Source organism: Mesorhizobium sp. CO1-1-8 (genome assembly GCF_020164875.1).
Taxonomy (GTDB): Bacteria; Pseudomonadota; Alphaproteobacteria; order Rhizobiales; family Rhizobiaceae; genus Mesorhizobium.
Map to the genome: position 1 here is coordinate 1 of NZ_JAIUGZ010000019.1, position 12,699 is coordinate 12,699.

Below are 12,699 nucleotides of genomic sequence, written 5' to 3' on the forward strand. Positions count from 1 at the left end.
GAGCTTGCCAAGCACTGGCTGGAAAAGGCCGATCTTGTCGACCGTGCCGACGACCCGGCCGGCGACCTGCCCTATGGCGCGCAGCGCCGTCTCGAGATCGCTCGCGCCATGTGCACGGGACCCGAGCTTCTGTGCCTCGACGAGCCGGCCGCCGGCCTCAATCCGAAGGAATCGGCGGCGCTCAACGAGCTGTTGATCGACATCAAGAACACTTCCGGCGCCTCGATCCTGTTGATCGAGCACGACATGTCGGTGGTCATGCAAATCTCCGACCATGTCGTGGTGCTGGAGTATGGCCGCAAGATCTCGGACGGCAGTCCGCAGTCGGTGCGCACAGATCCGCGCGTCATCGCCGCCTATCTCGGCGTCGACGACGAGGAAGTCGAGGCGGTCCTCACCGAAGTCGGCGACGAAGATGTCATCGAACAGCTCGATACAGGGCCGGATGCCGCGCATGGTCCGGGAACATCGTCATCCTATCTCGCCGGGCCGGTGACCGACACGGTCGGCCATAGTTCGGGCGAGCGGGTTACGGTGGCCAAGGGAGCGTCAAAGGCCGGTCAGGTCGACGCCAGGTCGCTCGCCGCGGCAAACAAGGCAGCCTCGCTGGCAACCGTGCCGGCGACGAAGGCAAAGCCCGCTCCGAAAGCGACAAAGGCGGCAACCGGCACGGCGGCGAAGTCGACTGCATCCGCCAAGCCTGCGGCGAAGGCTGGAGAGATCTCCAACCGGCTGGCTGCGCCTCGCGGCGGCAAGGCCGACAATTTGACCCGCATCAAGGGCATCGGTACGGTCAACGAGAAGAAGCTCAACGATCACGGCATCTTCCACTTCGACCAGATCGGCGCCTGGAAAAAGGCCGACGTCGAGGCCGCCGAAGCCTATCTCGCCTTTGACGGACGTATCGCCCGCGAGGAATGGGTCAAACAGGCCAGGTTGCTCGGCCAGGGCAAGGACACGGAATTCTCGCGCCGCGTCGATGCGGGCAAGGTGTCGACAAGCCATGCTTCCGCAAAGACTGCAAAGGCAGCCTCCGGAAAGACCGCGAGCAAGACCGCTGCCAAGCCCGTGGCGGGCAAGCGTGGAGGGGGCAAGTGATGGCCGCGACAACGCTGCTCGATATCAAGGGCGTGCAGACCTATTACGGCAACATCCGGGCGCTGAACGGCGTCGATGTCACCGTCAACCAGGGTGAGATCGTGGCGCTGATCGGTGCCAATGGCGCCGGCAAGTCGACGCTGATGATGACCATCTTCGGCGCGCCGCGGGCTCGCGCCGGCACCATCACCTTTGCCGGCACCGACATCACCCAGATGCCGACGCACGAGATCGCACGCATGCGCATTGCCCAGTCGCCCGAGGGTCGGCGGATCTTTCCGCGCATGACGGTGATGGAAAACCTGCAGATGGGCGCCAGCCTCGACAACCTCAAGCACTATGACGAGGACGTCGAGAAGGTGTTCACGCTGTTCCCGCGCTTGAAGGAGCGCATCGCGCAGCGCGGCGGCACGCTGTCGGGCGGTGAGCAGCAGATGCTGTCGATCGGACGCGCGCTGATGGCACGGCCGAAGCTGCTTTTGCTCGACGAGCCGTCGCTGGGCCTTGCGCCGCTGATCGTCAAGCAGATCTTCGACGCCATCCGCGAACTGAACCGCACCCAGGGGCTGACCGTGTTCCTGGTCGAGCAGAACGCCTTCGGCGCGCTCAAGCTCGCCACGCGCGGCTATGTCATGGTCAACGGCAATGTGACGATGAGCGGCACCGGCAAGGAACTGCTCGCCAATCCGGAAGTGCGCGCCGCCTATCTCGAAGGCGGACACCACTGAGTTCGGAGCGGAATGCGTGCATTCGCCATTCCGCTCCAGATTGTTTGTTTGTCGCATGATCTTGTCCGGAAAGTCCGCAACTTTTCGGGATCATGCTAAGGAGACTTCACCATGCAGGGCATTCTTTACGAGGAACCCTCGATCTGGCAGTTCTTCTTCGTCACCTGTCTGCTCGGCGGCTGGGCGGCGTGGATGACGGGCAAGGCCAGTGCTCAGACGTGGCGCAGCTTCATCCAGCTGTTCGCCTATATGCTCGGCCTCGGCATCGCGATCCGCTTCATCCATCACGCGCTGTTCGGCGGCACTATGTTCTCGCTGCACTATTATGTCGTCGACACCATCGTGCTGATGATCCTCGGCTTCGTCGGCTATCAATACACGCGCACCAACCAGATGGTGACACAGTATAATTGGCTCTACGAAAGAGCTTCACTCTTGAGCTGGAAACCGAAAGGTTGACGTTCATCATTAACGCCGCCTCGAAATTGAATCGGCGTGACAAGTGCCTGAAAATCGGCAAACTATGCTTTCTGCGATAAGGGTGGGCATCGCATGAAAGCTTCATCCACGCCCACTCCGTTAATGGGAGCGTTTAAATGAAAAAGTCACTTTTGTCCGCCGTCGCCCTGACCGCGCTTGTCGCGTTCGGCGGTGCCGCGTGGGCTGATGTAATGGTGGGCGTCGCTGGCCCGGTTACCGGTCCGAATGCCGCCTTCGGCGCGCAGTTGCAGAAGGGTGCGGAAGCTGCTGTCGCCGACATCAATGCGGCTGGCGGCATCAATGGCGAGCAGATCAAGCTCGAAGTCGGCGACGACGTTTCCGATCCGAAGCAGGGCATCTCGGTCGCCAACAAGTTCGTCGGCGACGGCGTCAAGTTCGTGATCGGTCACTTCAACTCCGGCGTCTCGATCCCGGCCTCGGAAGTCTATGCGGAAAACGGCATCGTCGAAGTGACGCCTGCCGCGACCAACCCGCAGTTCACCGAACGCGGCCTGTGGAACGTGTTCCGCACCTGCGGACGCGATGACCAGCAGGGCAGCATCGCCGGTGCTTATCTGGCCGCCAACTTCAAGGATGCCAAGATCGCCGTCGTGCACGACAAGACCACCTACGGTCAGGGCCTTGCCGACGAAACCAAGAAGGCGATGAATGCCAAGGGCCTGACGGAAGTCATGTATGAAGGCATCAACGTCGGCGACAAGGACTTCTCGGCGCTGATCGCCAAGATGAAGGAAGCCGGCGTTTCGATCATCTATTGGGGCGGCCTGCACACCGAAGCCGGCCTGATCATCCGTCAGGCCGCCGACCAGGGCCTCAAGGCGACGCTGGTTTCCGGCGACGGCATCGTGTCGAACGAGTTGGCTTCGATCGCGGGCGACGCGGTTGCAGGCACGCTCAACACGTTCGGCCCGGATCCGCGTCTGATCCCCGCCAACAAGGAACTCGTCGAGAAGTTCCGCGCGCAGGGTTTCGAACCGGAAGCCTACACGCTCTACTCCTACGCAGCCATGCAGGCGATCGCCGCGGCAGCCACCGCTGCCAAGTCGAACGATCCGCAGGCGGTTGCCAAGGCGCTGCATGAAAACGGCCCGTTCAAGACCGTGCTCGGCGACCTGTCCTATGACGCCAAGGGCGACCCGACGCTGCCCGGCTACGTCATGTACGAATGGAAGAAGGGGGACGACGGCAAGTACACCTACATCCAGAAGATGTAAGCTCGTCAGTCTCCAACCATTTACGGATGCCCGGCGCCTCGCGCCGGGCATTTTCTTTTGCCATCGTCATATTCAGGGGGGCCGATGGAGCCGGGTGCTTAGCCAGGGAATGATCGTGCGTTAGCCGCAAAGCCGGCGCTTTTCGGGCTGTTTGGATGAATGCGAGAGGCCTCTGGCGCAACGATTCCATTTCAATCGGTTTAAATGGGCGTCAATTTCGTTTGCACTGCAGCATTTTCACGCTAATCATTGCGCCGATTTCTCTTCTTTCCGTCGCTGGAGCCCAGTCCTTGGCCATTACGAAGATCCTCGTCGCCAACCGGTCCGAAATCGCCATTCGCGTCTTCCGCGCGACCAACGAACTCGGCCTCAAAACCGTGGCGATCTGGGCCGAGGAAGACAAGTACTCCCTGCATCGCTTCAAGGCCGACGAGAGCTACCAGGTCGGACGCGGGCCTCATCTGACCAGGGACATGGGGCCGATCGAAAGCTATCTGTCGATCGAGGAGGTGATCCGCGTCGCCAGGCTGTCGGGTGCCGATGCTATTCATCCCGGCTACGGATTGTTGTCGGAAAGTCCCGAATTCGCCGACGCCTGTGCCGAGGCCGGCATTACCTTCATCGGGCCGAAGCCGGACACAATGCGGCGGCTCGGCAACAAGGTCGCGGCGCGCAATCTCGCCATCGAGGTCGGCGTGCCGGTGATCCCCGCCACCGATCCGTTGCCGGATGACATGGAGGCGGTCAAGAAACTGGCCAAGGAAATAGGCTATCCCGTGATGCTGAAGGCATCATGGGGTGGCGGCGGCCGCGGCATGCGCTCCATCCGTTCCGAAGCCGACCTTGCCCGTGAAGTCACGGAAGGCAAGCGCGAGGCGAAAGCCGCCTTCGGCAAGGACGAGGTCTATCTCGAAAAGCTGATCGAACGCGCTCGCCATGTCGAGGTGCAGGTGCTGGGCGACACTCATGGCAATGCGGTGCACCTGTTCGAGCGCGACTGTTCGATCCAGCGCCGCAACCAGAAGGTCGTCGAGCGGGCGCCGGCGCCATATCTCGAATTGTCGCAGCGCGAGGAGCTTTGCGGCCATGCGCTGAAGATCGCCCGCGAGACCAGCTATATCGGCGCCGGCACGGTCGAGTTCCTGCAGGACGCCGACACCGGCAGATTCTATTTCATCGAGGTCAACCCGCGCATCCAGGTCGAGCATACCGTCACCGAGCAGGTGACCGGCATCGATATCGTCAAGGCGCAGATCCATATCCTCGACGGCTTTGCCATCGGCACGCCAGAATCAGGCGTGCCGGCGCAAAAGGACATCAGGCTGAACGGCCATGCCTTGCAGTGCCGCATCACCACCGAAGATCCCGAGCACAATTTCATCCCGGACTACGGCCGCATCACCGCCTATCGCGGCGCCACCGGTTTCGGCATCCGCCTCGATGGCGGCACCGCCTATTCCGGCGCCGTCATCACCCGCTTCTACGACCCGCTGCTGGAGAAGGTCACGGCCTGGGCGCCGACGCCGGCCGAGACGATCGCGCGCATGAACCGGGCGCTGCGCGAATTCCGCATCCGCGGCGTCGCCACCAACCTGACCTTCCTCGAAGCGATCATCAACCACCCGAGCTTCGCCGACAATTCCTACACGACCAAGTTCATCGACACGACGCCGGAACTGTTCCAGCAGGTCAAGCGTCAGGATCGCGCCACCAAGCTCATCAACTATCTCGCCGACGTCAGCGTCAACGGCCATCCCGAGACGCGCGGCCGGCCGCAGCCGAAGGCCGATGCCGCGGCACCCGTGGTGCCTTACCTCAACGGCAATGTGCCCGGCGGCAGCAAGCAGAAGCTGGATGTGCTCGGGCCGGAGAAGTTCGCCGCCTGGATGCGCGATCAGAGGCAAGTTCTGGTCACCGACACGACGATGCGTGATGGCCATCAATCGTTGCTGGCGACGCGCATGCGCACGCATGACATTGCCGGCATCGCCGGTACCTATGCGCGTGCCTTGCCGCAGCTTCTATCACTGGAATGCTGGGGTGGCGCCACCTTCGACGTCGCCATGCGCTTCCTCACCGAGGATCCGTGGGAGCGGCTGTCGCTGGTGCGCGAGGCGGCGCCCAATCTGCTGTTGCAGATGCTGCTGCGCGGCGCCAATGGCGTCGGCTACACCAACTATCCCGACAATGTCGTGCAGCATTTCGTCAAACAGGCAGCAAGCGGCGGCATCGACCTGTTCCGGGTCTTCGATTGCCTGAACTGGGTCGACAATATGCGCGTCGCCATGGATGCGGTCGGCGCCGAGGGCAAGCTGATCGAAGCGGCGATCTGCTATACCGGCGACATCCTCGATCCGGCGCGGGCAAAATACGACCTCAAATACTATGTCGGCCTGGCCAGGGAATTGCAGGCGGCGGGCGCCCACATCATCGCCGTCAAGGACATGGCCGGCCTGCTGAAGCCGGCGGCGGCTCGCGTGCTGTTCAAGGCGCTGCGCGAGGCGACCGACCTGCCGATCCATTTCCACACCCACGACACGTCGGGCCTGTCGGCGGCGACGGTGCTTGCGGCGGTGGAAAGCGGCGTCGACGCCATAGACGCGGCGATGGATGCTTTCTCCGGCAACACCTCGCAGCCATGCCTTGGCTCGCTCGTCGAGGCGCTGAAGGGCACCGAACGCGACCCCGGTCTCGACCCGCAATGGATCAGGAAGATCTCGTTCTACTGGGAAGCGGTGCGCAACCAGTACGCCGCCTTCGAAAGCGATCTGAAAGGGCCGGCCTCGGAGGTCTATCTGCACGAGATGCCGGGCGGGCAGTTCACCAATCTGAAGGAACAAGCGCGCTCGCTCGGGCTGGAAACGCGCTGGCACGAGGTGGCGCAGACCTATCACGACGTCAATCTGATGTTCGGCGACATTGTCAAGGTGACGCCGTCGTCCAAGGTCGTCGGCGACATGGCATTGATGATGGTCAGCCAGGATCTCACCGTTGCCGATGTCGAAAACCCGGACAAGGATATCGCCTTCCCGGATTCGGTCGTCTCGATGCTGCGCGGCGATCTCGGCCAGTCTCCAGGCGGGTGGCCGGCGGCGCTGCAGAGGAAGGCGCTGAAGGGCGACAAGCCGATCACGGTGCGGCCCGGCTCGCTGCTCAAGCCGGCCGACCTCAAGGCCAACCGCAAGGAAATCGAGGAAAAGCTCGAGCGCAAGCTGTCTGAGTTCGAATTCGCCTCGTGGCTGATGTATCCGAAAGTGTTCACGGATTTCGCCGGCGCGCAGGAAACCTATGGGCCGGTCAGCGTCCTGCCGACGCCGACGTATTTCTACGGCATGAAGCCGGAAGACGAGATCTTCGTCGACATCGAGAAGGGCAAGACGCTGGTGGTGCGCTGCCTGGCCATCGGCGATGTTGACGAGAAGGGCATGGTCACCGTGTTCTTCGAGCTCAACGGCCAGCCGCGTCGTGTCAAGGTGCCCGACAGGGCGCATGGCGCGTCCGCCGCCAAGGCCCGCCGCAAGGCTGAGCCCGGCAACGAGGCACATGTCGGTGCACCCATGCCGGGGGTCGTCTCGGCGCTTTCGGTGGCCGCCGGCCAGGCTGTGAAGGCCGGTGACGTGCTGCTTTCCATCGAAGCGATGAAGATGGAGACGGCGCTGCATGCCGAGCGCGACGGCACGGTCGCCGAGGTGCTGGTCAAGGCGGGCGACCAGATCGATGCCAAGGATCTGCTGATCGCTTTCAATTAAGAGTTCGCAAAACGGACTGGCTGTCGGCTTCTGGCGGCAGCCCGCGTGGCTTGGTCGATAACGGCTTGACCCGCCGCCGCCGGTCGGGCATCGAACCGGCTCAAATTTTGCCGCAGTCGTCCGCGAGTCGCGGAGCCGATTCTTTTGGAGAAAAATATGGCCGACGATATCACCGATACCAGCCAGACTGTTGCCGCCGGCCAGCTGCGTGCCTTCATCGAGCGCATAGAGCGGCTCGAGGAAGAGAAGAAGACCATTTCCGACGACATCAAGGAAGTGTTCGCCGAGGCCAAGGGCACCGGCTTCGACACCAAGGCGATGCGCACGATCATCCGGCTGCGCAAGAAGGACCAGGCCGAGCGGCAGGAAGAGGAAACCATTCTCGATCTATACAAGGCCGCGCTCGGCATGGTGTAAGACTAGCCGGCCCCGGCACCGACACGGTTGCCGGAGATACGGTTTGAGCCATGAGCGAATTCGACTTCGGCGCCCGCCGCGCCTCTGAATTCCGCCAGCGCGGCTTCTGGACGCTGTTCGCCGAGCGGCACCCGGAAGAAAGGGCTCTGATGGCGAGGCGCGGACCCTGGTTCTGGCAGCGCGGGCTGCCCGATTTCGCTTTGGTCCTTTCCATGTATGTCGCGCCGGCGCAGAGCCAGGTCGGCGTCTTCTTCGGCCGCAACGAGAAGTTCGGCGCCACGCAGGCGTGGTCGCGGTTGAAACCGTTCCAGCCTGATATCGAAGCCAGGCTGAAGCTCAGACCGGAACAGAGCTGCGAGGATCTCGGCATCAATTCGATGTGGCGGGTGAACTGCTATGCCGAGGATAACTGGCCAGCCATGGCCGACTGGCTGGTGACCGAATGCTCGCGCTTCGAGCGTGCGGTAACCGAAGTCCTGGGACAGGGGTAGAGATCAGGTGTTGCCAGGAGGCGTCGGATCCTTCTTGCGCTCACGCTGGCAAGGGCTGGTGCCGCTCGACCGGCTGTTCTGGCGCGACCTTGTTCTTGTCGGCACGGCGCTCAACGTCGCATCTTTGGTGGCCGCGATCATCCTGCTCGGACTGAAGCTGCCGCTCGCGCTGGTTCTGGCGGTGCATTTCGCGCCGGTGCCCTACAACATCTTTCTGACCTTTGCCGTATGGCGAACAACGGAAAAGGCCAGTGGCGCCAAGGCCTCGCTGATGACGCTCGGCGCCACATTGTGGCTAATCCTGACGGTCGTGGCCTGAGCGGGCGTCGGCGCACCAGCCAACTTCACAGACGCAAACAAAAAAGGGCGGCCGCAGCCGCCCTTCCCACTGTTTCACGATCAAATTTCGGGTTCAGGCCGCCGGCTCGAATTTCAGCGCCACGCCGTTGATGCAATAGCGCAGGCCGGTCGGCGGCGGGCCGTCCTCGAAGACATGGCCGAGATGGCTGCCGCAACGGGCGCAATGGCATTCGGTGCGAACCATGCCGTAGCTGCGGTCGACGGTGTTTTCGACCGAACCCGGCACCGGGTCGTTGAAGCTCGGCCAGCCGGTGCCGCTCTCGAACTTCAGCTTGGATTCAAACAAGGGCTGGTCGCAGCCGACGCAGGAAAAGGTGCCGGCGCGCTTCTCGTAGAGCAAAGCGCAGCTTCCCGGCCGCTCGGTGCCGTGGCCGCGCATGACGGCATACTGCTCCGGCGTCAGCCGGGCGCGCCATTCGGCGTCGGTGCGGGTTACAGGGTAGGTGTGGGTGTCCATGTGATCTCCTCAGCCTTGCCGGCTCGCTCCTGCAGCGCCGCGCGTCCATCGGACGCGCAAAGGGCGCTGTAGTATTTTGGTTTTGCGCATGATCCTTTCCGAACCGGAGGTTCGGGATCATGCGCGGATTGCAACCTCGTATTCGCACCAAGATAGGCATTTGTTACGCGATTTGCCCGCATTTCGATCGTGATCTTTATGCGATCGCCGCCAGATAGCGATCGACCGAAGCAGCCAACGCCGCTTTTGCGCCCCCGATGACATTCTGGTTCCACCATGCACCATAGATATGGTCGAACGCGAATGGCTGCAGCGCCGCCGCGATGCGGCGCACGGCCGCTGCGTTGAGCGGAATGTAGTTCGGATAGCTGTACATGAAGCTGACGTGGCGGCGCGTCGGCGTCACCTGCAGGATATCGCCGGCCAGCAAGACGTCGCCGTCATCGCGTTTCCAGTGCAGCACCTGACCGCCGGCAAAGTGGCCACCGCAGCGGATGAGCGTCAGCGAAGGGTTTATGGCCAGCGTCTCGCCTTCCCAGCTGACGATCGCCTTGTGCGGTTGCATGATCCATTGGCGGTCATCGGCATGGAGATAGATCGGCACGCCGCCAAACGCCTCGCTCCAACAGGCCATCGCCGAATAATAATGGCAGTGCGAGATGGCGATCGCCGTCAGGCCACCGCGGCGGTTGATCTCGGCCACCGTCTCGTCGCTGACCATCGAGACGCAGTCCCACAGCACGTTGCCGTGCGGCGTCTGTGCCAGCAGCGCCCGCTGGCCAATGGCGAAGCGCGGCTCGATGCCGAAGGCGAGAACGCCGGTATCATCCTTCATCACAAGCCGGTGCCTTTCAGCAAGTTCCTCCGGCGTGATCCACGCTTGGCCCTCCCAGCGCACATATTGGCGCTCGTCCTCGCAGATCGGGCAATGTTTTGGCGGCGTCTCTGTCGCCGCGAACTGGACGCCGCATTGCAGGCAGAGGAAGCAGATCATCGGATCTCCTTGTCGGTCTTCAGTGCTTTCTTGAAAGCTGCTTGGTCGCGCCCTCAAGTCCGGCCAGCGTCAGCGGGAACATGCGGCCGCCGAAGATGTCGCGGATCATCGCAATCGAATGGGTGTAGCTCCAGTTCTTGGGGTCTTCGGGGTTCAGCCATACCGCGTTCGACCATTGCTGCAGCAGACGGCCGAGCCAGACGCTGCCTGCCTCCGGATTCCAGTGCTCGACCGAACCGCCGGGGTGAGCGATCTCGTAAGGGCTCATCGAGGCGTCGCCGACGACGATCACCTTGTAGTCCGGCCCGTATTTGTGGAGCAGGTCGAAGGTTGGAATCACCTCGGCATGCCTGCGGCGATTGTCCTTCCACACGCCCTCATAGAGGCAGTTGTGGAAATAAAAATATTCGAGCTGGCGGAATTCGGCGCGGGCGGCCGAGAACAGCTCCTCGACGCTCTTGATGTGGTCGTCCATCGAGCCGCCGACATCGAAGAACATCAAAAGCTTCACCGCGTTGCGCCGCTCTGGCCGCGTCTGCACGTCGAGGTAGCCATGTTCGGCCGTCGCGTGGATGGTGCCGGGCAGGTCGAATTCCTCCTCGGCGCCCTCGCGCACCCAGCGGCGCAGGCGCTTCAGCGCGATCTTGATGTTGCGGGTGCCGAGCTCGACCGCATCGTCGAAATTCCTGAACTCGCGTCTGTCCCACACCTTCACCGCGCGGCGGTTGCGGCCTTCATGCTGACCGATGCGCACGCCTTCGGGATTGTAGCCATAGGCGCCGAAGGGCGAGGTGCCGCCGGTGCCGATCCATTTCGAGCCGCCCTGGTGGCGGCCTTTTTGCTCCTGCAGCCGCTGTTTCAATGTCTCCATCAGTTTCTCGAAACCGCCGAGCGCCTCGACCAGCTTTTTCTCCTCGTCGGTCAGGTGCTTTTCGGCGAGGCGGCGCAACCATTCCTCGGGGATGTTGGCGACATCGACGGCATCCGGCCCGCCCAATGCTTCAATGCCCTTGAAGACATGGGCGAACACCTGATCGAAGCGGTCGATATGGCGCTCGTCCTTCACCAGCGCCGCGCGGGCGAGGTAGTAAAAACCTTCGACGTCGTAGTCGACCAGCCCGGCTTCCAGCCCCTCCAGCAGCGACAGATATTCCCGCAGCGAAACGGGAACACGAGCGGCCTTCAATTCGAGGAAGAAGGGGATGAACATTGTCTATCTACAGCAAATCATACTCGATGAAGCCCGTGCGGCGCGCGACATGATCGTAGAGATTGCGCGCCGTGGTATTGGTCTCGTGCGTCATCCAGTAGACGTTCTTGACGCCGATTTTCGCGGCTTCCTGTTTTACTGCCTCGATCAGCGCCGCGCCGATGCCCTTGCCGCGCACGTCAGGGTCGGCGAACAGGTCCTGCAGATAGCAGTTGTTTTTTTCCGACCAGCCGGAGCGGTGGTAGAGATAGTGGGTGAGGCCGACCGCCTTGCCGTCCAGCGTGGCGATGAAGCCTTTCGGCTCGAACTCACCCGCCGTGAACAGCCGCTTCCAGGTGACGGCGTAGACCTCTTCGGGAAGCTTGGTCTCGTAGAAGGTCAAATAGTCTGTCCACAGCCGCCGCCAGTCGGCATGGTCGGACTGCGCGAGCGGGCGGACGATAATCTCAGACATTTCATCTCCTTCGAAGGTTCTTGCCGAAGCTGCTTGCCTGTTCGGTTGCCGGCAACGGTCCACAGACAGGAAAGCGCTAAACGCTGCTGACCTATTGCTGCCTTCGTGTCATGAAAGCCAGCCGCTCGAACAAATGCACGTCCTGCTCGTTCTTCAGCAATGCGCCATGCAGCTTGGGCAGTGCGTTCTTCGGATCGGCGCGCAGATCCTCGGGCGCGATGTCGTCGGCGACCAGCAGCCTTATCCAGTCGAGCGCCTCGGATGTCGACGGCTTCTTCTTCAGCCCCGGCACATCGCGGATCTCATAGAATTGGGTAAGGGCTGCCCGAACCAGGTTCTGCTTGATGCCGGGATAGTGGACATCGACGATTCTGTGCAGCGTCTCGACGTCGGGAAAGCGGATGTAGTGGAAGAAGCAGCGGCGCAGGAACGCGTCCGGCAACTCCTTCTCGTTGTTGGAGGTGATGATGACGATCGGCCTGACGGCGGCGCGGATGGTTTCGCCGGTCTCGTAGACGAAGAACTCCATCCGATCGAGTTCCTGCAGGAGATCGTTGGGGAATTCGATGTCGGCCTTGTCGATCTCGTCGATCAAGAGCACGACCTTCCTGCCGGCGGCGAACGCCTCCCAGAGTTTGCCGCGTTTGATGTAGTTCCTGATGTCGTTAAAGCGCTCGTCGCCCAACTGGCTGTCGCGCAGGCGCGAGACGGCATCATACTCGTAAAGACCTTGCTGCGCCCGCGTCGTCGACTTGACGTGCCATTCGATGAGGTCGAGCCCGAGTGCAGCAGCCACCTGGCGGGCGAGTTCCGTCTTGCCGGTGCCGGGCTCGCCCTTGACCAGCAAAGGCCGCTCCAGCGCGATCGCCGCGTTGACGGCCACCATCAGATCCTTGTCGGCGACATAGGCCGCCGTGCCTTCAAAACGCATTCTTGCTCCTCGGTTGGTCATCGCGACCGTAAGGACGCGGCCGTGCCTGTGCAAGGGTGAGGTGTTGGCGGCGCGAGGGCCTGAACCCAACACGG

Annotated in this window: 13 protein-coding genes; 8 read left to right on the forward strand and 5 right to left on the reverse strand. The window is 62.4% G+C overall.

All coding sequences use genetic code 11. The annotated features are described in order from the left end of the window. The 8 genes from LB558_RS27980 to LB558_RS28015 all read left to right on the forward strand — a co-directional run. Positions 1 to 1,098 (forward strand): ATP-binding cassette domain-containing protein (locus LB558_RS27980; RefSeq protein WP_224700505.1); only part of this gene is annotated, 1,098 nt, incomplete at its 5' end. Beyond that, positions 1,098 to 1,826 (forward strand): ABC transporter ATP-binding protein, encoded by a 729-nt coding sequence (locus LB558_RS27985; protein WP_127260487.1) that lies wholly within the window; start codon positions 1,098 to 1,100, stop codon positions 1,824 to 1,826. The genes LB558_RS27980 and LB558_RS27985, both read left to right, overlap by 1 nt. A gap of 111 nt (positions 1,827 to 1,937) precedes the next feature. Further along, a complete protein-coding gene (locus tag LB558_RS27990; protein WP_023811804.1) occupies positions 1,938 to 2,285 on the forward strand; it encodes a DUF6867 family protein in 348 nt (115 codons plus the stop codon). 137 nt (positions 2,286 to 2,422) lie between these two features. Beyond that, complete coding sequence (locus LB558_RS27995) at positions 2,423 to 3,541, forward strand: branched-chain amino acid ABC transporter substrate-binding protein (protein ID WP_224700506.1); 1,119 nt, start codon at positions 2,423 to 2,425, stop codon at positions 3,539 to 3,541. A gap of 290 nt (positions 3,542 to 3,831) precedes the next feature. Then, entirely contained in the window at positions 3,832 to 7,290 is a 3,459-nt protein-coding gene (gene pyc, locus LB558_RS28000; protein WP_224700508.1) for a pyruvate carboxylase, read from the forward strand. Positions 7,291 to 7,446: 156 nt separating this feature from the next. Continuing rightward, complete coding sequence (locus tag LB558_RS28005; protein WP_013529099.1) at positions 7,447 to 7,707, forward strand: DUF2312 domain-containing protein; 261 nt, start codon at positions 7,447 to 7,449, stop codon at positions 7,705 to 7,707. Between the two features lie 50 nt (positions 7,708 to 7,757). Continuing rightward, on the forward strand, positions 7,758 to 8,198 hold the full coding sequence (locus LB558_RS28010) for a DUF4268 domain-containing protein (protein WP_224700509.1): 441 nt from the start codon (positions 7,758 to 7,760) through the stop codon (positions 8,196 to 8,198). Positions 8,199 to 8,205: 7 nt separating this feature from the next. After that, positions 8,206 to 8,517: a hypothetical protein gene (locus LB558_RS28015; protein ID WP_224700510.1), complete on the forward strand. Its 312-nt coding sequence runs from the start codon at positions 8,206 to 8,208 to the stop codon at positions 8,515 to 8,517. Positions 8,518 to 8,610: 93 nt separating this feature from the next. Here LB558_RS28015 and msrB read toward each other — a convergent pair whose 3' ends face one another. The 5 genes from msrB to LB558_RS28040 all read right to left on the reverse strand — a co-directional run bounded on the left by msrB (position 8,611) and on the right by LB558_RS28040 (position 12,604). Continuing rightward, a complete protein-coding gene (gene msrB / locus LB558_RS28020) occupies positions 8,611 to 9,015 on the reverse strand; it encodes a peptide-methionine (R)-S-oxide reductase MsrB (RefSeq protein WP_013529102.1) in 405 nt (134 codons plus the stop codon). Between the two features lie 196 nt (positions 9,016 to 9,211). Then, a complete protein-coding gene (locus LB558_RS28025; RefSeq protein ID WP_224700511.1) occupies positions 9,212 to 10,009 on the reverse strand; it encodes an MBL fold metallo-hydrolase in 798 nt (265 codons plus the stop codon). A 19-nt stretch (positions 10,010 to 10,028) separates the two neighbouring features. Then, positions 10,029 to 11,219, reverse strand: coding sequence for a vWA domain-containing protein (locus LB558_RS28030; RefSeq protein ID WP_224700512.1), 1,191 nt, complete (start codon positions 11,217 to 11,219; stop codon positions 10,029 to 10,031). Between the two features lie 7 nt (positions 11,220 to 11,226). Further along, positions 11,227 to 11,673, reverse strand: a complete 447-nt coding sequence (locus LB558_RS28035) for a GNAT family N-acetyltransferase (protein WP_224700513.1) — start codon at positions 11,671 to 11,673, stop codon at positions 11,227 to 11,229. Between the two features lie 91 nt (positions 11,674 to 11,764). Then, positions 11,765 to 12,604, reverse strand: a complete 840-nt coding sequence (locus tag LB558_RS28040) for an AAA family ATPase (protein ID WP_224700514.1) — start codon at positions 12,602 to 12,604, stop codon at positions 11,765 to 11,767. Between the last annotated feature and the right edge of the window lie 95 nt (positions 12,605 to 12,699).

What these genes read in the sequence shown, in the direction of transcription:
- LB558_RS28035 (WP_224700513.1), bottom strand. Translation starts at nt 11,673, where the DNA reads ATGTCTGAGATTATCGTCCGCCCGCTCGCGCAGTCCGACCATGCCGAC.
- LB558_RS28040 (WP_224700514.1), bottom strand. Translation starts at nt 12,604, where the DNA reads ATGCGTTTTGAAGGCACGGCGGCCTATGTCGCCGACAAGGATCTGATG.
- LB558_RS28025 (WP_224700511.1), bottom strand. Translation starts at nt 10,009, where the DNA reads ATGATCTGCTTCCTCTGCCTGCAATGCGGCGTCCAGTTCGCGGCGACA.
- msrB (WP_013529102.1), bottom strand. Translation starts at nt 9,015, where the DNA reads ATGGACACCCACACCTACCCTGTAACCCGCACCGACGCCGAATGGCGC.
- LB558_RS27985 (WP_127260487.1), top strand. Translation starts at nt 1,098, where the DNA reads ATGGCCGCGACAACGCTGCTCGATATCAAGGGCGTGCAGACCTATTAC.
- LB558_RS28030 (WP_224700512.1), bottom strand. Translation starts at nt 11,219, where the DNA reads ATGTTCATCCCCTTCTTCCTCGAATTGAAGGCCGCTCGTGTTCCCGTT.
- LB558_RS28010 (WP_224700509.1), top strand. Translation starts at nt 7,758, where the DNA reads ATGAGCGAATTCGACTTCGGCGCCCGCCGCGCCTCTGAATTCCGCCAG.
- LB558_RS28005 (WP_013529099.1), top strand. Translation starts at nt 7,447, where the DNA reads ATGGCCGACGATATCACCGATACCAGCCAGACTGTTGCCGCCGGCCAG.
- LB558_RS27995 (WP_224700506.1), top strand. Translation starts at nt 2,423, where the DNA reads ATGAAAAAGTCACTTTTGTCCGCCGTCGCCCTGACCGCGCTTGTCGCG.
- LB558_RS27990 (WP_023811804.1), top strand. Translation starts at nt 1,938, where the DNA reads ATGCAGGGCATTCTTTACGAGGAACCCTCGATCTGGCAGTTCTTCTTC.